The 19941-nt window shown below is 53.9% G+C and carries 25 protein-coding genes; 23 read left to right on the plus strand and 2 right to left on the minus strand.

Annotation, left to right across the window (positions count from 1 at the left end; all coding sequences use genetic code 11):
* Positions 1-99: 99 nt before the first annotated feature.
* A complete protein-coding gene (locus tag HMPREF9371_RS02630; RefSeq protein WP_009118316.1) occupies positions 100-318 on the minus strand; it encodes a helix-turn-helix domain-containing protein in 219 nt (72 codons plus the stop codon).
* 55 nt (positions 319-373) lie between these two features.
* Here HMPREF9371_RS02630 and HMPREF9371_RS02635 point away from each other — a divergent pair, with 55 nt between their 5' ends.
* The 21 genes from HMPREF9371_RS02635 to HMPREF9371_RS02725 all read left to right on the plus strand — a co-directional run bounded on the left by HMPREF9371_RS02635 (position 374) and on the right by HMPREF9371_RS02725 (position 18964).
* Positions 374-1075 (plus strand): adenine nucleotide alpha hydrolase family protein, encoded by a 702-nt coding sequence (locus HMPREF9371_RS02635; RefSeq protein ID WP_009118317.1) that lies wholly within the window; start codon positions 374-376, stop codon positions 1073-1075.
* Positions 1062-1481, plus strand: coding sequence for a hypothetical protein (locus HMPREF9371_RS02640; protein WP_009118318.1), 420 nt, complete (start codon positions 1062-1064; stop codon positions 1479-1481). Before HMPREF9371_RS02635 ends, HMPREF9371_RS02640 begins: the two co-directional genes overlap by 14 nt.
* Before the next feature lie 303 nt (positions 1482-1784).
* Entirely contained in the window at positions 1785-2369 is a 585-nt protein-coding gene (locus tag HMPREF9371_RS02645) for an HGGxSTG domain-containing protein (protein ID WP_040660041.1), read from the plus strand.
* 25 nt (positions 2370-2394) lie between these two features.
* A complete protein-coding gene (locus HMPREF9371_RS02650; protein ID WP_232203064.1) occupies positions 2395-3624 on the plus strand; it encodes a phage terminase large subunit in 1230 nt (409 codons plus the stop codon).
* Between the two features lie 8 nt (positions 3625-3632).
* Positions 3633-5066 carry a DUF4055 domain-containing protein gene (locus HMPREF9371_RS02655; RefSeq protein ID WP_009118321.1) on the plus strand — a complete coding sequence of 478 codons (1434 nt, stop codon included), beginning with the start codon at positions 3633-3635 and terminating at the stop codon, positions 5064-5066.
* Positions 5053-5217, plus strand: a complete 165-nt coding sequence (locus tag HMPREF9371_RS12720) for a hypothetical protein (protein WP_009118322.1) — start codon at positions 5053-5055, stop codon at positions 5215-5217. The genes HMPREF9371_RS02655 and HMPREF9371_RS12720 overlap by 14 nt, the downstream gene beginning before the upstream one ends.
* The gene (locus HMPREF9371_RS02660; RefSeq protein ID WP_009118323.1) at positions 5214-6653 is read left to right on the plus strand and encodes a minor capsid protein; all 1440 of its coding nucleotides are present in this window, start codon (positions 5214-5216) and stop codon (positions 6651-6653) included. Before HMPREF9371_RS12720 ends, HMPREF9371_RS02660 begins: the two co-directional genes overlap by 4 nt.
* A gap of 191 nt (positions 6654-6844) precedes the next feature.
* A complete protein-coding gene (locus tag HMPREF9371_RS02665; protein ID WP_040660043.1) occupies positions 6845-7594 on the plus strand; it encodes a DUF6651 domain-containing protein in 750 nt (249 codons plus the stop codon).
* 15 nt (positions 7595-7609) lie between these two features.
* Positions 7610-8755, plus strand: a complete 1146-nt coding sequence (locus tag HMPREF9371_RS02670; protein ID WP_009118325.1) for a P22 phage major capsid protein family protein — start codon at positions 7610-7612, stop codon at positions 8753-8755.
* A gap of 99 nt (positions 8756-8854) precedes the next feature.
* Positions 8855-9121, plus strand: coding sequence for a HeH/LEM domain-containing protein (locus tag HMPREF9371_RS02675; RefSeq protein ID WP_009118326.1), 267 nt, complete (start codon positions 8855-8857; stop codon positions 9119-9121).
* Entirely contained in the window at positions 9114-9539 is a 426-nt protein-coding gene (locus HMPREF9371_RS02680; RefSeq protein ID WP_009118327.1) for a DnaT-like ssDNA-binding protein, read from the plus strand. The genes HMPREF9371_RS02675 and HMPREF9371_RS02680 overlap by 8 nt, the downstream gene beginning before the upstream one ends.
* A 3-nt stretch (positions 9540-9542) precedes the next feature.
* Positions 9543-9935, plus strand: coding sequence for a hypothetical protein (locus tag HMPREF9371_RS02685; protein WP_009118328.1), 393 nt, complete (start codon positions 9543-9545; stop codon positions 9933-9935).
* A 20-nt stretch (positions 9936-9955) separates the two neighbouring features.
* The gene (locus tag HMPREF9371_RS02690; protein WP_009118329.1) at positions 9956-10327 is read left to right on the plus strand and encodes an HK97 gp10 family phage protein; all 372 of its coding nucleotides are present in this window, start codon (positions 9956-9958) and stop codon (positions 10325-10327) included.
* Complete coding sequence (locus HMPREF9371_RS02695; RefSeq protein ID WP_009118330.1) at positions 10318-10701, plus strand: phage tail terminator-like protein; 384 nt, start codon at positions 10318-10320, stop codon at positions 10699-10701. Before HMPREF9371_RS02690 ends, HMPREF9371_RS02695 begins: the two co-directional genes overlap by 10 nt.
* A gap of 32 nt (positions 10702-10733) precedes the next feature.
* Entirely contained in the window at positions 10734-11210 is a 477-nt protein-coding gene (locus tag HMPREF9371_RS02700; RefSeq protein WP_232203065.1) for a phage tail tube protein, read from the plus strand.
* A gap of 54 nt (positions 11211-11264) precedes the next feature.
* The gene (locus tag HMPREF9371_RS02705; protein ID WP_040660047.1) at positions 11265-11672 is read left to right on the plus strand and encodes a hypothetical protein; all 408 of its coding nucleotides are present in this window, start codon (positions 11265-11267) and stop codon (positions 11670-11672) included.
* Between the two features lie 107 nt (positions 11673-11779).
* A complete protein-coding gene (locus tag HMPREF9371_RS14065) occupies positions 11780-12055 on the plus strand; it encodes a phage tail assembly chaperone (RefSeq protein WP_462937425.1) in 276 nt (91 codons plus the stop codon).
* 258 nt (positions 12056-12313) lie between these two features.
* Positions 12314-15262, plus strand: coding sequence for a tape measure protein (locus HMPREF9371_RS02710; RefSeq protein WP_040660049.1), 2949 nt, complete (start codon positions 12314-12316; stop codon positions 15260-15262).
* Positions 15263-15304: 42 nt separating this feature from the next.
* Complete coding sequence (locus HMPREF9371_RS02715; protein ID WP_009118336.1) at positions 15305-15916, plus strand: hypothetical protein; 612 nt, start codon at positions 15305-15307, stop codon at positions 15914-15916.
* Position 15917: 1 nt separating this feature from the next.
* Positions 15918-17903, plus strand: a complete 1986-nt coding sequence (locus HMPREF9371_RS02720) for a hypothetical protein (protein ID WP_009118337.1) — start codon at positions 15918-15920, stop codon at positions 17901-17903.
* Positions 17900-18964, plus strand: coding sequence for a hypothetical protein (locus HMPREF9371_RS02725; protein WP_009118338.1), 1065 nt, complete (start codon positions 17900-17902; stop codon positions 18962-18964). Before HMPREF9371_RS02720 ends, HMPREF9371_RS02725 begins: the two co-directional genes overlap by 4 nt.
* Here the strand turns inward: HMPREF9371_RS02725 and HMPREF9371_RS13065 are convergent.
* Positions 18957-19181: a hypothetical protein gene (locus HMPREF9371_RS13065; RefSeq protein WP_232203066.1), complete on the minus strand. Its 225-nt coding sequence runs from the start codon at positions 19179-19181 to the stop codon at positions 18957-18959. The two genes, HMPREF9371_RS02725 and HMPREF9371_RS13065, sit on opposite strands and share 8 nt — an antisense overlap.
* On the opposite strand from HMPREF9371_RS13065, the gene HMPREF9371_RS02730 reads away from it, so the two are divergent.
* Complete coding sequence (locus tag HMPREF9371_RS02730) at positions 19168-19542, plus strand: hypothetical protein (RefSeq protein ID WP_232203067.1); 375 nt, start codon at positions 19168-19170, stop codon at positions 19540-19542. The genes HMPREF9371_RS13065 and HMPREF9371_RS02730 overlap by 14 nt on opposite strands.
* Positions 19543-19902, plus strand: coding sequence for a hypothetical protein (locus HMPREF9371_RS02735; protein WP_009118340.1), 360 nt, complete (start codon positions 19543-19545; stop codon positions 19900-19902).
* Positions 19903-19941 lie beyond the last annotated feature (39 nt).

The raw sequence follows: 19941 nt of genomic DNA on the forward strand, positions 1-19941 counted from the left end.
AAAGCGCTTGTATTTGGCACAAATGTGTGCCAAAATCGGTAGTAACTTGATACTGTGTATTCTTTCGCCCGAAAGATTTGTAAGATTCCCAGCCCATGCTTAATCGCGTGGGCTTTTTTGCATCTGGGCAATCTGCCGGCGCAGGGAGATCATCTCTGCCTTTAACTCCAGGTAGGCAACAGCGTATTGAGGTATGCCGTGGGTATTCCACCGGCTGATGTTTCGGGGGGCGATTTTGATGGCTCGTGATAACTCAGCTCGGGTCATGTGGGCATCATGCAAAAGCGAGTTGATTTTGTCGGTGTAGTCTTGCATCATGGATAATATATCTATATAATAGATGATATGATAAATCAGATAGAGGTATTGGACAATGGTTGCGCTATCTGGAGCCGACACCATCCGCGAGGTTGCCAAGCGACAAAAAAAGACCCTACTGGCATTTAGCACCGGCAAAGATGCGGTCGCGGCATATTTGGCCATCAAGGATCATTTTGAGGAGGTTGTCCCCTATTACCTATATCTCGTCCCCGGCCTTGAGTTTGTGGATGAGCAAATTGCCATGTATGAGCGGCAGTTTGGTTTTAAGGTCACACAGCTGCCCCACCCGTCCGTACATCGCCTGCTTAACCATTTTATCTTCCAGCCGCCCCAAAATTGCGCGGTAATCGAAGATGCGGGTTTGCCGAATTTTGACTACACCGACATTCAGGCGGCCATGTGCCAGATGCACAAGCTGCCCAGGAAAACCCTAGTGGCTGATGGCGTCCGCGCAGCGGATAGCCCAATGCGCCGCATTGCCATCAATACACATGGCAGCATTAGCTACAACCAGCTCAAATACCATCCGATTTGGGACTGGAAAAAGGCAGACTTGATTGAGTGTTTCAAAAAACACAACGTCAAGCTGGGAAGTGATTACAAAATCTTCGGCCGCTCGTTTGATGGGATTGATCTGCGGTTTTTGTTGCCGATCAAAAAGCACCATCCAAAGGATTATCAAAAAATCCTTGAGCTGTATCCGATGGCTGATTTAGAGGTTTTCCGCTGGGAGTGTGCAAATGGCAAATATTGACGTGAAAGCAAAACTGGAAGCTGCGAAGCAAAAGGCCAAGCAGGCCGTAGCCAAGCACAAGCGGTCGAAAGACCCAGCAGTCATCATGCCGGAGCCAACCGGCAACCCGGAAGTAGACAGTAAAGCGGATTTGGATGCGGTACAACAAGGTTTCCGCGATCGCATCAAAAATGAAAGCAACCGCTTTGAACTGGCTACCGATAGCGAATATTGGTTTGCCGCCTGCTTCCAGACGCGGGAGCAAAAAGAAGCCTTTCTGAAGGCGATTGATTTGCTGGCGCATGGCGATAAATACATTGATGGTCGCCTGCTGGCGGAAAAGCTCGGAATCACTCTGCCGGATGCGGATGTGCCGTATCGGACGGAAGGGAAGATTGATAAGGATTATGCCCAGTTTGTCGATTGACATTCTGGTTTTGGGATAGGTCGCTTTGGCGGCCTTTTTTGTTGGAGGTTGATATGCGTGGTTTTATCACACTCGCCAATAATGGCGGCATCATGTACACCAATGGCAATGGACGCAGGGCGAGTAGTAGTGCCAATGCGCGAACAAGTGGAAGCTGAAAGGAGCTTGAGATGCGTGGATTTTTAGGGCGTGTTGCCGATGGCGTGCGTAATTTGGCGCGTCGTGCGGTAAGTGCTGTTCGCGGCCGCACAAGCGGATCGTAAGGCTGCTTGAAACTTTAACCCCATGTAAGAAGGTTTTGTTATGGCAAAGTGTGGGGCGAAAACCCGTTCAGGCGCCCCATGTCAGAACAATGCAATGGCAAACGGCAGGTGCCGACTTCATGGGGGAAAATCAACAGGCGCGCCTAAAGGTGGCAAGAATAACCTTAAGCCTGGTGCGCTTTATTCTGCCTACTATACGGATGAAGAAAAGCAGCTTGCTGATGGTTTGGAACTTGAAAGCATTGATGCGGAATTGAGGCTCTGCAAAATCCGGCTGAATCGAGCCTTGAAGCTGGAGGCGGAACAAGAGGCGGAAGCTCTGGAGCTTGAGCGGCTTGTTGAATCGCCTGCGGTGGTTGGTGGTATTGCGGTAACGGATGATCCGGATATGCCGCCTATCCAGCAGAAAACCTTTGTGCGGAAAGATTACGAGGCCATCATTCAGCGCTTACTTGGGCGTATTGAATCATTGACGGCCACTCGGCAGAGATTGATTGCTGGAATGTTGGATATTGAGCTGAAGCGCAATGAACTGGATGCTGTGAATGGCAGTGAAGCCGAATCGCAGCCGGTTGAAGTGGTGTTTCAAACAGTAGATGCGAGAAAGCCTGATGCCGACGCTTAATGTTCCCCAATCAAAGTTTCTGGCAATGCCGCACAAGTTCCGCGCTTATGTGGCGGGATACGGCAGCGGTAAAACATGGGTTGGTTGCGACAGCTTGATGATCCATTGCCTGCGTTATCCAAAAATCAATGCCGGCTACTTTGCGCCCACCTATCCGCAGATTAGGGATATTTTTTATCCCACGGTGGAAGAAGTGGCGTTTGACTGCGGCCTGTCCGTCAGCATCAACCAATCGAATAAAGAAGTGCACGTTTACAGCGGCAGCCGATACCGCAGTACAGTAATTTGCCGTTCGATGGATAACCCCGCTTCGATTGTGGGCTTCAAAATCGGTCACGCCCTGTGCGACGAAATCGACACCATGAAGCGCGAGAAGGCGCGGGAAGCGTGGCGTAAGATCATTGCGCGGATGCGTTACAAGGTGGACGGGCTGCGCAACGGTATTGATGTGACTACCACGCCGGAGGGCTTCCAGTTCGTTTACGAGCAGTTTGTGAAGGCGGTGCGCGAGAAGCCGGAGCTGGGCAAGCTGTACGGCTTGATTCAGGCCAGCACTTACGACAACGCCGCCAACCTGCCGGATGATTACATTACCTCCCTGAAGGCCAGTTATCCGCCGCAGTTGATTGAAGCCTACCTGAACGGGCAGTTCGTCAACCTGAACAGCGGTACGGTGTATTCAAACTTCGATCGTGAAGAAAACCATACCGATGCCGAGATGGAGCACGGCGAAGCCCTGCATATCGGCATGGACTTCAATGTGCTGAAAATGGCGGCCGTGGTGTATGTGATTCGGGACGGCAACCCGTATGCGGTGGCAGAACTGACCGATGTGCGCGATACACCGACAATGGCCGATTTGCTGAAAGAACGCTATGCCGGCCGCGCCATCACGATTTACCCGGATGCCAGCGGCCAAAACCGCAGCAGCAAGAACTGGTCGCAGTCGGATATTTCCATTTTGAAGCAGGCTGGCTTTGTGATTCGTGTTGACAGCACCAATCCGAGCGTAAAAGACCGGGTGAACAGCACGCAGGCCATGTTGTTGAACGGCAACGGCGAACGCAGGCTGAAAGTGAACACCCGAAACTGCCCGAGGCTGACCGAAGCAATGGAGCAGCAGGTGTACGACAACAACGGCGAGCCGGACAAAACCAGCGGCCATGACCATGTGACCGATGCCGGCACTTATCCGATTGTGAAGCTGTATCCGATCAAGAAGCCGGCTGTCGGCCGGAGTGATTTTCTACTGTAACCGCCTTGATGGCGGTTTTTTTATTGAGCAACCCTATGGACGTATCGAGCAAAACCGGCGCAGTTTCCGCCATGCACGCCAAAAATACGGTGGTGCAGAGCCTGATGGGCGGAACCAGCGCCATGCGGGCGGCCGGCAAAACCTATCTGCCGCAATGGCCGCAGGAAAGCAAAGAGGCCTACGACATCCGCCTCAGCACCTCCACCCTGCTGCCGGTGATGGCCGAGACGCTGGGCCAAATGGTGGGCCGCGTGTTCTTCCGCGACATCGACACCGAACAGGTTTCAGACAGCCTGCTGCCGCTGCTGGATAACATCGACCTGCAAAACAACAATCTGCCGGTGTTCTGTTCGGCATGGTTTAAAGATGCATTGGCTTACGGCGCGTCTTATGTGTTGGTGGACTACCCCAGCGCCGAAGGCAACCGCACGCTGGCCGATGACAAGGCGCTCGGGCTGCGACCGTATGCGGTGGCGGTGCGCAATGCCGATGTGATCGGTTTCCGCAGCGAGGTTCGGGCCGGCGTGCCGGTGTGTACGCAGTTCCGTTACCGGCAGACCATTATCGAGCCGGACGGCGAGTTTGGCGAAAAGACGATTGAGCAAATCAACGTGTTGGAGCCGGGCTTGGTGCGCCGCTACCGCAAAAGCGACAAGGGCAGCTGGTATTTACACGGTGAAAACCTGCTGTCCGCCGGCGGCAATCCGCTGGATTATGTGCCGGTTGTTGAGCTGGTACCTAATCCGACCGGCTTTTTTGTCGGCGAGCCGCCTCTGCTGGAGCTGGCGCACCTGAACATCAAGCACTGGCAAAGCCAAAGCGACCAGGACAACATCACCCACTATGTTCGCGTGCCGCTGCTGTCTTACAGCGGATCGGAAAACCTTGAGTCGGTAGTGGCCGCCGCCGGCAACCTGTTGAGCTTGGGCATAGACGGCCAATTGAGCTACGTTGAGCACTCCGGAGCCGCCATCGCCGCCGGCGCAAGCAGTCTGGAAAAGCTGGAAGCCGATATGCAGGCCGCCGGTGCCAAGCTGTTGATTCGCTCCAAGCTGGCCTTGACAGATTCACAGGCGCGCGAAGAGCAAGGCAAAGAAATCAGCCTGCTGCGCCACTATGCCAATCTGCTTGAGGACGCCATCGGCCGCATGCTGGACATGATGGTGCGCTGGGTGGGTGAGCAAAGCGGCGGCACGGTGGAAATTTCCGGCAATATTGACGCCGACTTCAACCCCGCCGCCAGTCTGGACGTGTTGCTGAAGATGAACGCCGCCGGCTGCTTGTCCGACCAAACCCTGTTTGAAGAGGCCAAGCGGCGCGGTTTGGTGTCGAACATGGCTGAGTGGGAAACGGAAAAAGAACGCTTGGCCGAAGAGGCGGAAACGGCGGCCCCGGCAGGTATGGACTTTGGGCAAGGCGGGCAAGGCGATGACGAAAAATGATGTGCACGTTATCCCGCTAAACGACTACCGCGAACACGATCAGAGCCGCGATTGCTGGTGCTGCCCTACGGTAAACGATGACGGCTTGGTGATTCATCATGCGATGGACGGCCGCGAGCGCTACGAATCAGGCGAGATGCTGCTGCAATGACCCCAAACGAACAAATCATCCACGACCTGCTGACGCGGCAAATCGACCTGATGCGCTACGAGCGCAGCGTTCGGCGCGATGTGCTGCAACAGCTTGAGACCATGCGGCGCGAGGTTGAGGACAAGCTGCGCGGGCAGAATCTGGACGAGATGGGCAGGCGTGAACTGGCAGCCTTGTTGGCCGACATCGACGCCATACTCAGCCGTGATTACGACCTGATTTCAGGTAGCCTGAATACGGCCGAAGTGGTGGAAGACGAAAGCGAATGGCTGTTTGTGTGGCTGGGCGGCATGGCGGCCATGTATGGTCTACCGGAGCCGAAAAGGCTGCCTGAAACCCATAAGCAGGCCCTGCAGAACGGTTTGCTGGTGGGCGGCCTGACGATTGCCGAAGCCTTTACCGGGCAGCGTGATGCTTTGATGCGCCGTATCCGCGCACAGGTGCGTATGGCGGCGGTGGGCGGCAGCGACTGGGAAAGCCTGAAAACCGACCTGCAAGCCGCTTTCAAGCGCGCCATCCAGCACGCCGAAACCACGACCGCCACTTGGATCAGCACCATTGCCAACCAAACGACCTACTGGGCGGGCAAGGCCAATCCATGGGTCAAGGGCTACCGGCATATTTCGGTGCTGGACAGCAAAACCAGCAGCGTATGCACCAACCGCCACGGCAAGCTGTGGGACAAGCAGAAACAGCCGCAGGGGCATGATTTTGAGTTTCGCGTGCCGCCCATGCACCCGAACTGCCGCAGCCGCCTGGTATGGGTGGCCGACTTGGGCGACGATTTCCAAGGTGTGAGCGGCGAAGATTGGGTTAAAGGCCGCACGCTGGCGCAGTTGCAGGAGCAATTCGGCAAGGGTATCGGCCAGATGCTGCATGACGGCACCATCAGCCTGCATGATGCGGTACGGCGGGGCGGGTTGGAGGCAATAACCTTGCGCGGACTGCGGCGCGAACACGCCCTTTCGGTGCTATCCGGCGATTTTGGGCAGCGCTTCGGCCAAGTCCGCCGCATAGTGGCGGAAATGAAGTCCGGCGGCGCTGAATTGTCGGCCGTCCGCCAAGTGGCACAGGATAAGGTTTGGCATGCCGCCGATTTGAGTAAGCGAGCGCAATCTTGGCTTGGTGCCGAAACCGGCAAGGTGTGGTTGTCGGAAGATACGCTGATTAAGCAGTTGTACAACCACCCTGAGCTGCCGCTGGCGACTTATCGACGCATTCCGCAGATTTTGAATCAGGCGGATTTGGTGGTGCAGGTTGATGGTTTGAAAATCGCGTTTGTCCGCAAAGATGAAGAGATTTTGAAGGCGGTCGTCAAGACCACCCAAGACAGAGAGGAGCTTTATTTGGTTTCGCTGTTTTCAGCCAAAGAAAAGGAAATGCTGCGAACTAGAGCAAAAGGTGTGATTTTGTTTGAAAGGGAAACAGGCGGATAGACTGCCATCCTATCACGCGCACTTATTTGTATGGCTACGGCAGGCAGATTCACCGTGTTTCGCCTGCTTCCCTTTGTTAATTATAGATTATTTACAGGCTATCTGAAAGGGTGGCCTTTTTTGTTGCCCGCTGCCGGGAATGGCGCGGGTGTCTGCGGCGGATGCCGCTTTTTTTTGATGGAGTAAACGACGTGAAACTGAAATTGGACGACAACGGCAACGTGGTATTGCAAGACGGCAAACCGGTTTATGTGCATGACGACGGCAAAGAAATCCCGTTTGACGCCCCGGCGGCCATGCAGCGCATTTCGGCCCTGAATGCGGAAGCCAAGGGCCACCGCGAAGCAAAAGAAGCAGCGGAAGCCAAGCTGAAAGCCTTTGACGGTATCGACGACGCCGAGGCGGCCAAGAAGGCGCTAGCGACGGTACAGAACTTGGACGACAAAAAGCTGATTGATGCCGGCGAGGCCGATAAGGTTAAGGCGGAAGTCATCAAGTCGTATGAAGAAAAGCTGGCGGCAGCGGAAGCAGCCACGGCCAAAGTTCAAGCCCAGTTCCACAGCGAGCTGATCGGCGGCAGCTTCGCCCGCAGCAAAGTGATTGCGGACAAGTTGGCGATTCCCGCTGACGTGGCTCAGGCGTTCTTCGGCAAACATTTCGGCATTTCGGATGATGGCCGCATTGTCGCCAAAGACGCCCACGGCAACGAGATTTTCAGCCGCACCAACCCCGGCGAAAAAGCCGGCTTCGACGAGGCGCTGGAAGCCCTGATTGATGCCTACCCAAACAAGGACAGCATCCTCAAGGGCAGCGGCGCTTCCGGGGCCGGTACGACGCCTGGCGGCAGCGGTGGCGGCAAAACCCTCAGCCGTGAGCAATTTGAAGCACTCGACCCAGCAAGCCGTATGCAGGCGTTGCAGGACAAAGTACAAATCATTTAAAGAAAGGAGCCGTAAATGGCAACTCAAAACACCCTGACGGGTTTGATCCCCACCCTTTATGCCGCTTTGGACACAGTGTCCCGCGAAATGGTGGGCCTGATTCCGGCAGTGAACCGAGACAGCTCAGTGGCACGCGCTGCCAAAGGCCAGACCGTGCGCTCTCCGATTGCCAAAGCCGGTGAATTGGAAGATGTGATTCCAGGCGAAAACCCGAAAAACAGCGGGGGCACCACTTTGGAATATGCTGATGTAACCATCGAACACGCCAAGGCCGCCCCGATCCTGTGGAACGGCGAAGAGCAAAAAGCCATTGGCCATACCGGCGAATACAACGCCATCTTGGCAAACCAGTTCGCCGACGGCATGCGCAAGCTGGTCAATTCGATTGAGCAAAGCGTGGCCGAAAAAGCCCTGACCGGCGCATCTTTGGCATACGGCACCAAAGGCACCGTACCTTTCGGTACTGCCAGCGACCTGTCCGACTTTGCGGGTATTGCAAAGCTGTTGGACGACAATGGCGCGCCGGTATCCGACCGCCAATTGGTGCTCAACTCGACTGCAATGGCCAACCTGCGCGGCAAGCAATCCGTACTGTTTAAGGTCAATGAAGCCGGCACACAGGATATGTTGCGCAACGGCATGACTGACCGCGTTCAGAACTTCGCCCTGCGCTATTCCGGCGGCATCAAGGCTCACGCCCAAGGCGCCGGCTCCGGCTACCAGCTCAACGGCCAAAGCGCTGCCGGCCTGAAAAGCCTGGCCCTGAAATCCGGCTCCGGTGTACTGGAAGCCGGCGATATTGTCACCATCGGCGGCGTGAAATACATCGTGGGCAAAAAAGTCTCCAGTGCCTCTGATAAGTTGGAGCTTAACGCCGGCCTGATTGCTCAAGGTAATGCCAGTGACGCCATCACTTCCTTTGGCAACTTCACGCCGAACTTTGCCTTCGACCGCAACGCGATTGTGTTGGCGACCCGCGCGCCGGCCCTTCCGGACGGCGGCGACTCCGCCGACGATGCCATGATGCTGACCGATCCGATTACCGGCCTCAGCTTCGAGGTGCGCGTTTACCGCCAATACCGCCGCGTCAAATACGAGGTGGCGATGGCGTGGGGTAGCGCAGTCATCAAGCCTGAGCATCTGGTGGTTTTGGCCCACTAATCCGATTCAGGCTACCTGAAAAGCGAGCTTCTGCCGGTATCGGCAGCGGCGTTTGAGTGTTTCAGGTAGCCTGAACCCATCCAGAAGAAAGGGAAGGCAATGATTAAAGTACATAAAGACGGCCAATATCTGATTGTGCACGAAAGCACCGAACAAGGCCACGCAAAGCTCGGCTGGAATGTGGTGGAGCGTGATTTGCCTGATGAGGCAGAAGCCATGCCGCTCGATCCGCACAAGCTCGGTACCGCCGCCCTGAAAGCCGAACTGGCCGCGCGCCAAATCGAGGTGCCGGAAGGGGCAAAGAAAGCCGACCTGGTGGCTTTGCTGGAAGCGGCACTGGCGGCAGAAGGCGGCGGCCATGATTAAGGTGCCGCAAGACAGCTATATCAGCGTGGCCGATGCCGACGCCTACCACGCCCTGCGCCAATCCGCCGAAGTGTGGACGGCGATGGATGACACAGCCAAAGAGCGGGCGCTGGTGACGGCGTCCGATTTCTTGGATGTGAACTACCGCCTGAAAGACGGCCTGAACGCCGCCATGCGCGCCGGACGTGCCGAGGTATTACCCGAAGTGCAAAAGGCGGTGTGTGAACTGGCGATGCAGCAGCAATTGACCGCAAACGAGAAGCCGAAGCAGCGCAGCGTGAAGGTGGGGGAAATCGCCGTAACCTACGCGGTGGGCGACGAGGCGAAAGCGGAACGCTTTGCTTATGTGGTCTCTCTGCTGGGCGGTTTACTTGAAAAAAAGCGAGCCGTCGGCATGGTTCCGGTAGTACGGGGGTAGGCCATGTTTGATTATGCAGAGCTGGAAGCGGTGGCCGCCGATGTGTTGGCTGATTTTGGGCGTGATTGCACCGTGACCGTTGAGACTGAGGTGGAATACGATGTAGAAACCGGCACTGTTTCAGGTAGCCTGAAAACCCATGCCGGTAAATGCGTGTTCGGCAGCTTGACTGAAAAGCATATCGGCATTTTCAACAGCATGGGTGCTTCACACGGTTCGGCCAATCTGGTGCAAATGGGCGATGCGTTGGTAACGGCTACGGCATCATGCAGGCTGGCTGTTGGCGCGCTGTTGGAGTGCGGCGATGAACGGTGGCGCATTGTGAATGTGCTGCCAATCAAGCCGGCCGCTGTGGTGGTGGCCTATCAGGCCCACACACGAAAGGAGAGTCTGTGAGAAGCAGGGTTATTGTCAACATGGGAGCTCTTGATCTGGTCAGGAAAAAAGCCGATGTTGTGGTCCAAAATATAGCCGACCGCCTAATGAACGATGTGCGCTCTGCCGCACCTGTGGATAGTGGCGATTTACGTGCCAGTATTACCATGAGCGTGAACACTCTGCCGTCCGTGTTTAATGGCGGTTCTGCGCGAGTAAAGGCTGGGGATGTGGTGTATGTAGCCACAGATAAGGCATATGCGCCTGTAATCGAATACGGACTGTATCCTAACCCGCCGAAAACGCCGACGGGGAAAACAATCAACGGTTATTCGGTACAAGCACCCAAAGGCTTTATGCGCGTCACAGCATTAAACGTCATAATGTGGGCAAGGAGTGCCAAGTGGAATTAAACCGCACTGTGCACCATCCGCTGGAAAAAGCGGTCAAGGATTATGCGCAGAAAAAAAAGATTAAGGTGGTATTCGAGAATGTTAATTCAGGCAGCCTGAAACCGCCTTATCTAGTGACTTCTCTGTTGCCTGCTGATACGTCTGCGGCCACGCTGTGCGGCTCCCGGCAGCAGGGTATCTTCCAGGTGACCGTATATCTAGCGCTGAATTCCGGCGTGGCTGATGCAGACCTTTATGCTGCGGAAATCATGGCCCTGTTTGAACCTAGCACAAAACATGGAGCAGTGTCTTTCGGTTTCCCCAGCCGTTCGCGCGGCCATGTGCTGGAAGGCTGTTATGCCGTGGTGATCAGCATACCTTATTTTTCGATGTAATTTGTTTTCCCGCCATTTGGCGGGTTTTTTATTTGGAGAAAAAAATGTCATCTAAATATATTCTTTCCGCTGGAACGGGCTTAAAAATGTCCAAAGAGGAAGTAAAAGATACCACCGGTAAGCAAAAGGATGGTTTGACGCCAGTTACTTGGGTGGATCTCAGATGCACAACAAAAACGATTGAATATGGCGGCATTAATACCGATGAAATTGAGGTCACTACGCTGTGCTCTGAAGGATTTAAAGAGTTCGCCCTTGGGTTATCCGACCCCGGCACCATGTCTTTTGATGGACATTATGTGCCGGAAGATGAAGGCCAGCAAGAAATCATTAAAGCAGCCGAAGATAAAATGCCACGGCTGTTCAAGGTAACTTTTGCCGACGGCACCACGTTTGAAACAGTGGGTGTGGTGAAAACACGCTCTTGGTCTGTGCCAGAGGCGGGTGGCGTGGTGGCGAGAAAAGTGGAAGTGCGCCTGAGTGGCAAGCCGAAAGAAACTGTAGCCTAATTTTGTTAATCTTAATGGCGGCCAAGCGCCGCCTATTTTTCATAGGAAATGAAAATGAAACTGAACGAATTATCTACTCTCTCTGCTGATAAATTTGAGTTGACCTATACCTTCAACCCGACACATCCCATTACCCGCGCCAAGTTGGATTTCGAAGTTGAAATCCGTTCTACGCAGTCGCACGTGATGCGTGCTTTCCAAGAGTCACTGATTCACCGCTTGCAAAAAGAAAATCAGACCGAAAAGCGTACCGGCAAGTTGAAGCTGTTTAACCGCGCCGAGCTTGAAGCGGACGATGTAGCTGAATGTGTGGCGCTATTGGTGGGAATCCACGGCCTGCTTGATGATGATGATAAGCCTGTGCAGGAAAGCAAATATGAGCAAATCCTGAGTGACTTGCCATGGCTGCGCACGCAAATCAAAGAGGCGGCGGCGGATGATGAACATTTTTTGGCACTGTAACCGCCGATGCACTTCAAACCGCACGGCGGTATTTTGAGATTCATAAACCCAAAGACGATAAGCCATCTTTATGGGACCAGCATTTAGCGATCTATCACGAAACCGGCATCGAAACAGATCTACTGGCTAGCCCCCCAGAAGCTCCGTTTGCAGTTTCGCACGTTTGGGATTGGTTTTGCACCTTGAGTCGTCAGCGGAGCAGTTCTTTCGGCATAGAGCCGCTGAAGTTTTCAGATATGGTGGCTTTTTTTGACTTGATTGGCCGTTTCCCTCAGCCCTGGGAACGCGAATTATTGTTGTCATATGATCATCTATATATGCAAATTATGACGGCCGAAGATGTAGTGGAGATAGGAAGCGATGGCCTGCAACTGCAAGAATGAGCTATCTGTAGTTAAATCTGAACCATATGCACAAAGGCTAGGATTGTGTGCTAATTGTGATGCGCTGAAACGTCTGCACGGCGGCCTGCCCAAAGGCGCGGACGTGGGTTTACTTGACCGCTGCGGCGAATGTGGCTGTTTAGTCAAAGTCAAAGCCGCATTAGGCAGCCAACACTGCCCACGAAATCTATGGTGAAAAGCGAAGTTCAGAGATGATTTTTAGAAGAGTCTTATTCTTTGAGTCATTGATTATCTTTCATGTTTTGTTTCCGCCGTGATGGCGGTTTTTTATGGGGTCTTGATATGGCTGAATCATTGGCAAGTCTCTATATAGAGTTTGACACCCGCCCGTTGCAACAAGCGGACACTATCTTGCAGCGCATGGTGAAAACGCTGGAAGACGCCGGGGCAAAAGTGAAAGGTTATGCAGCCGGGCATATAGCACAAGCGGCGGCGGCATCCAAATCGGCTGCCGCCACACAAAACCTGAACAGAAATTTTACTGATGCAAACGGACGTTTGCGCGATGCTCAGGGGCGTTTTTTAGGTGTAGGCCATGCGGCAAATCAAGCAGCATTAGGTATCAATCAAGCGGCTTTGTCGTCAAACAAGCTCAAAGGTGTTGTGGTTGATGTCAATCCGCTGCTACTGCGTTTGCAAACGATGATGGGCGGCTTAGGCTTGGCGCTTGGTGCGAGAGAGATTCTGGAGACTGCAGACAGTATGCAGTCTCTGAACAATCAGCTTAAGCTGGTAACGGGCAGCGAAAGTGCTGCTTTGTCGGTGCGTAAAGAGTTACTGGAGATTTCCAACCGCACCTACGCCTCGCTGGAAGCCACCGGCAGCCTGTACGTTAAGTCCTCACGGGCGCTGGAAGCCTACGGCTACTCGCAGCAAAAGGTGCTGCAATTTGTAGAGGCCGCTAATAACGCAATGCGTGTTGGCGGCGTGGGTGCGCGAGAGCAGGCTGCAGCTTTATTCCAGCTGTCGCAAGCGCTCGGTTCGGGCCGTTTGCAGGGTGACGAATTTCGCAGCATCTCGGAAGCCGCGCCGATTATGCTGGATATTTTGGCTCGGTATTTAGGCAAAACCCGTGCCGAAATACGCGCATTGGCGTCTGAAGGCAAGCTGACTACTAGGGTAATTGTTGATGCCATGGTTGGAGCTGAAGCCACGCTGTCTAAGCAGACTGAAAATATGTCGCTTACTTTAGGGCAGTCGCTCTCTGTGTTGCGCAATAACTGGGCCGCCTTTGTAGATGATCTGATGAATGGCAGCGGCACTAGTTCTGTGTTAGCTTCGGGCGTAATGCTACTGGCAGAAAACATTGACACATTGGCGACAGTAATTGGCGCATTAATGGGGATGGCTTTTTTAAAGTGGCTGGCGGGTGCTGGGGCTGCTTTATTGGTGTTGGTAGCTAAGGGGGCAATGGCTGTACACGCTTTGCGTGGGATTGGCGTTTCCGCATTATTTGCTGTGGGAGGGTTAGGCAAGATGACAGCGGCGGCCACAGCTTCGGCTGCACAGGTGACGAGCCTTAGCCGGGCTATGATTGTACTGCGCGCGGCCAGTGCAAATATTGGAGCGGGGTTCACGTCTATTGTAAAAAGTGGTTTGGGCGTATTTATGATGCAAGCCGCTTCAACCGTATTGGCCGCCTATTCAGCATTCACGGCGCTGTCATCTGCCTCAGAGTTTTTGCAAGGGCGAGATGCTAGTAATTCCATTTCTGACGGCTTTGATGATTTACTGGATAAATTCGGCCTTATTGACAAAAGGGTTGAAAGCTTCGGTACTAAGCTATATGACATCCTGAATGCCAAGCCGAGCAACGCCATGCAGGAATTTATGCAGTTTTTCGTAAGCCCGGCAAATTATTTCCGCCTAAAAGTAACAGGTGATTACGATGAAACAGCCAGCATGGAGAGGGGTGTATATCGTGGCTCGCTGGCCAATACGGCGGTGCTGGATGCTGATGTTTCGCGCGGCGCTATCGATATAGGCAAAGGACTGGAAGAGCTGCAAAAAGGAATGGATGAAACGGTTCTAAAATACCGTGAACAGGCGGCCACCGTGGGGATGACAAAAGAGCAGATTGCGCTAATGGGTTTGGAAGCGCAACGCGATGCCGCTATGAAGCAGCACATAATCGCAGTTAATGAGGATGTCCGGTTGACGGAAGAGGAAAAGCGCCGTCAGCTTGCCATGACCTTAGATGACTACAACCGGAAAATAGAGTCGACCAAAGCCGCGATGGATAAAATTGCCCGTAGTGCCGAAGCCAGCAAATTGGCCGACAATATCGCCAAAACCGCTGATGAGTACGAAAAGCAAATAGCACGTTTCGGCAAGGCCGGGTTGGAACTGGCGGAAGTTGAATTGGCGGCCAATCGGACCAAGCTGAATCTGTCTGATTTGAGCGAAGCGGCGGCACGGGCGGCTGAAGCCGACTATGCGCGTGCAACATCGGCCATTGAAACCCTGAAGCAGATGGAAAATCAAAAGGCCATAGACGACACCATAAGTAAACTGTACGAACAGGCGTCGGCTTTGGGTAAATCCGAAAGCGAGCTGATGCGTATGCAGCTAGCTGCACGCGGGGCATCTGATGCGGAAATCCGCAAGGCTCAGGCGATTAAAGGCGTGATCGATAGATATCGCGAGCAGGAGCAGGTAATGGCCAGCCTCGCCGACTTAGACAAACAAGTCGCGCAGCTTGGAATGTCAGATATCGAGCGGCAATTAGATGATCTGCGTCGAAGAGGTGCAACCGGGGAGCAGTTGGCCCACGCCAGACGACAACTGCAAGCACTGGAGGATTATAGGCGTGCGGCAGACAGGCAGCGTGATGCTGCTTTGATGCAAAGCCGTGGCGCTACCGACATGATGAGCGCAGCGCAGCTAATGAACGACAGTGCAATCCGTTTTAATAGTGCTTTAGGTGGTTTCGAATTGGGCGACCGGGCAGCGCCTGCCGTGCCGGGTGTTTCCAAAGCTTCACCTAGACGTTCGAAAACAGAACCTGTTTTGCAAGAAACGCAATATATGAGCTATATCGGTCCCAGAGCGCATTCCAAATCTTATAGGCTAGAGCTGGCTGGGCCAAACGGCAGCAAGATGGGTGGCAATTTGGTGACAACTGATAATTTCGAGCGTTTTATGGATATGTGGGCCGTACAAAAAGCACGGGAGGTATCCAATTAATTTTCAGGCAGCCTTCGGGCTGTCTTATTTTTGGGAGCAGATATGTCCATCAGTTTTAAACTCTACGCCGACGAGGCGATGAATACCGAGGCAGGTGGTGCCTATGCGGGCGGTCGCAAGCAAGATGTTGATTTTACCGCACAAGGCCAAACTCGCGATTTTGTGTTTTACTTCGGCAGCAAGACACCGAATCGCAAGCTGCAAACAGCGGCGGGGCCAGGCAGTAACCAAATCACCATCACCCCTATTGATATATTACCCAACCGCGAAGCCAATGCGGTATATGAGCTGGGCTCGCTATTCGAGCCGGGTACGCCTAATGGTTATGTGTACCAAGTCATTACGGCAGGCACTACGGCGGCGGCGGCCCCGTCTTACCCGGTGGCAGTTGGTAGTGAGGTTCTGGACGGAACGGCGAAGCTGCGGAATATCGGCAGTAAGCACAAGCCAGATGCTGTGAAGCTAGCACTATCGTCTGCGGGTTTGGGTAGCGCTGTTGGCGGATCGGCTTTGCCTATTGGGCACACCATCAATAGCGGAGCGGCGATTGCAGTGTATGTACGCCTGAATAATGCGGTAGCGGACATTTACGATGCTACAGGTACGCCGATTTTAGCGCTAAGTTTAAACGAGGTTGTAGAGACGGCGGTGTGATATGGATCTGTTGACATTTGGGTTGCGGCAGCAGTCGGTATTGCTCTCGATGGGCGTTAAAACGCAAATGCGCACGGAATACAGCGGCCCAGTTATCGCGCTAGGCGTGAAAACGCGGGTGCTCAAGAATGGCGGCGGTGCACTGCTGGCCTTAGGCGTGCTGCAAAAATCCATTGTTTCTGGAAGTCTGTTGGCATTGGCCACACGCCAAAGCCGCACGGCATTGCAACGCTGTTTCAAGGGCAGTCAGACGCTGGGTTTGGATGGCCTTGATTACGACATTGAGGTAAGAATAGGCGGTATGGCTGTGCCCATGTGCGAACTAGCGGAAAATATGAGTATTCGTCATGCGGAAAACCAGTCCTATCTGTGTGATTTTGTGTTGCGCAAAGAACGCGGATTAATTGATCCATATCAGTGGCACGGCAAGTCGATTGAGGTGGATGTTGTGACAGACGTACGGCGTGTACGCTTGTACACGGGCATTGTGGATATCGGTCGAATTGAATTTCCGCGTCGCGCGGTGGTGTTGCAATGCTCTGATCGCCGAAAGCTGCTAAACAATGCTATGCCACGCAGCGTGCTTAATAGCATCGGTTATACGTCTTCTTCTGCGCACGGAAATGAATTTAAAGATCAAGACGAAGAGCTGAGAGCAAGGCTGGAAACCATCCCGGCAAGTTATGAGTATGACGCGAGAGGGATCGGCTATCTGACGCCGTGGCAGCCTAAGGCTACGGCCGATTTTGTCATGGGGCCATGCTTTGTCTATGCAAGAGAGCCGTCCGTGACGCTGGCATCGGTTGGCCGGGTGGTTAATCAGGTCAAAATCAAGATTGAAAACCGTTACAGCCGACAGCTGCAGCGCGATTTGCAGTATCAGTTTTTCTCGGACTGCAATGTGTGTAATTACGGCCGTTACGGCTTGCCGCCAAGAACTGAGATGGTGACTTCTGCAGCCAAGGGGGCTGGCTGGGCGATAGGTAATTTGGTGGCGGTTGGATTAGAGAAAGAAGGCTACTATAAATGTAGTGGTTATCGCGAATTTATCTGGAGGCCGGTGGTAACCCGCACTACCTCTATTCGCCCGCGCACGGATGTATCCGGCAACGTGGTACAGGACCAGAACGGCAACGAGGTAATGGATGTTGCTTCGGTGTCGGTGGCGGACTACACAAATATGTATGCTCGCGAAGCAAGTTGGAAAGCGTCTAGGCGATGGGTACAGAACATTACAGAGGTTTTAGAAATCACACTAAGCAATGCAGCGAGCATTGGCCGGTACGATCTACTAGAAGAAAACATGAGCTATGCGGTAGTGCACGAATATCAAGATGAATCATGGGGGAGAGACTACCAATCCCCGTCTGCGCCTGAGGGTTTTGCGCGACTAGAAAACGGCGATTATTACCGCGATATAGACAACACCGCCGCCGGCGAATACGACAAAACCCTTCAGGTAGCCCTGCATACAGCCTATACCAAAATCCTCTCCAGTCATCGCGACAATACGCTGGATTTGCAGGTAAAGATGATGCCGGACATCGATTTGCGCCACACCCACCGCATCGAGCATCCGCATTTCAAAGGGAATGCCAAGGTATATAGCTTTGTACACAGCTTCGACATGGCGGCAGGCATCGGCAAAACCGATGTCACCTATAAGTTTTATCAAAGCGCTGACGGTGGTGCCATTCAGCCATTGAACGTACCTGCGCGTAAACGGTACGCCGGCACGCCATCTGGCAATCGCAGTATCCGCTTAGGCTCTGTACTGCTGCCGGCCGGCACGGTGGACAACGCTGACCAATACCAAGGGCAGATTATGCGCCAGAGAACCGACCGTGTCGGCGATTATCGGGAGACCATCATGTTTAAGGTGATCACCCCGGCGATTGAGGAAGGTAGCACCGACACTGCGCTGGTGATTAATGCGCACGCGCAAAACGTGAGCATCCCTAATGATGATGTGGAGATAAGACTATGAGTGAGACGCGCGTCAATATGCGAAAGATTGTTGGATTGAATGACGATCTATTCAATCTGGCACCGCAGGGCCATCGCCCGCGCATCGGAATGGGATTGGGCGTGGCATACGCCTCAGGCTACCACGCGGGAAATGATGGCGGGTTGGGTAGCTTGGACGGAAAGGGTGAACTGGGCGAACGGGATGCTGATATTGATGGCAAGGATGATGGCCCCAAGCCGCGCGATGGCGGAGAAGACGCTCTGCACAATGCGTCACAAATGCTGCCGCCCACGGGAGAAATACCGGGCCTATCCGATTTATATGACTGCAGCAGCGGGCGATGTGTCAATGTCCGCTTTGACGGCATCATCCCACCGCCGGATGGCTGGCCGAATGCTTGCCGGCCTCAGCGCGACCGGAGTAAATACAACCATGTCGTTCGCATTGCTATGGTTGTCGATGGTTATTTAAGTGGCACTTACGCAACCACTACCGAGATTGATGATATTTATGTCTGGGATAAAGATGACTACCCTGCCGCTCTAGCAGCAATGGATGCCAAAATCAAACGTGCCGCTCAGGCCTGGTATCCAGGCTGGCCTAAAAGGTTTCGATGGAAAGGGACCTCTGATGCTCTAAAAAAAAGAATGCTGGCTTGGTTTTCAAGCCCAGCAAATAATGGGCAAATGTATATCTATTACGACCAAGAAAAAAGTTATGCCGGCAGCGGATATTGGTATAGTGTTGCTACTATTGGCTATACGATTTATGTGCATTCAAAAAATAGCAGTCATTTCAAAAACGCGCCAATTAATATCGATTGGCCATCAACTCGGTGTAGTGAGGTAGCATATGATGTTGAGGGCGGCCAATTTAAGGATGGCACGTGCGGCAACGACCCGCTGCTACCACAGCATCTGAAAGGCCAATACAGCGGATTTGAATTGTGCGACAAAGATGGCAATAAGGTGCGCGTTAAACGTACACTCTACGGCATCGAAGTAGAACAGGAGGCGTATAGCCGAGTGACCACTATAAACCCAGATAATTTTAAAGTTATTTATCAATCAATTAAATAAGCGCCAAATAGGCGCTTATTTGTTTGTAGAGATCAATCAATTGATTTCGGGAAGGGAAGATGATGAAAAAGAAGTTGTGCAAATTATGCGAGCGCATCGGCCGTGCCTGTATCTGGCCGGTGCGGGCGGCAAATTTTGTTGCCGGCCTTTTATTCCTGCCGAAGCCGTGGCGGGTGTGGTTGTTTGGGACAGGTACGCGCGCCTTGAAGGTGCTCAATATCGGCATCCTTCTGGGCTGGGCCGCCATGCTGCTGCACGGCGGCTTCGGCAACCTGCCGACCTATGCGGGCTTTTCGAAAATCCCGATTCCGTGGGCGGTGGCGGTTTTGTGCGCGGTGGCCGGCCTGCTGGCGTGGGCGCTGTATGACAACAGCCTGCGCGGGCGGGTGCTCGGCGGCACGGCGCTGATGTTTGCCGGTTTGGTGTGGCTGGCGGTAAGCATCAGCTTTTGGACGGGCTACCCGCCCTTGCATACGGGCATGGTGGTGTATCCGCTGATGTCGGTGCTGTCGGTGCTGGCCGGCGACCACATGCGGGACGAGGCGCGGGCAAAACTGGCGGAGAAAGCGGGTGTGTAAATGCGTTGGATTGTGGAATTGTGGGACAACGCCGCCGTTTTGGCGGCTGCGGGCGGCCTGATTGCTGCCCTGCGGGTGGCGGCCAACAGCCCGAACAAAACGCTGCGGGAAAAGGTGTGGAACGTGGCGGTGTCGGTGGTGCTGGCCGTGGGTGCGGCGGAATACCTGGTAGGCGGCGAAGTGCCGCGCCTGTCGCTGGTGGTCGGCTTGGTGGCCGGCGGCGTGTGTGATTCGGTGCTCGATGCCATCCGCGCCCTGTCTCCCCGTGCCGCCGGCGGGCTGATGGATGGCTGGTTGGCACGCTTCGGCTACACCAAAAAACCGCAGGAGCCGCCGGACGAGCCGCCGGTGGCGGGGTAGCAGGAAATCTTCAGGCTACCTGAAATCAGTTTGGAAGCG

It is taken from the genome of Neisseria shayeganii 871 (assembly GCF_000226875.1).
Lineage (GTDB): Bacteria > Pseudomonadota > Gammaproteobacteria > Burkholderiales > Neisseriaceae > Eikenella > Eikenella shayeganii.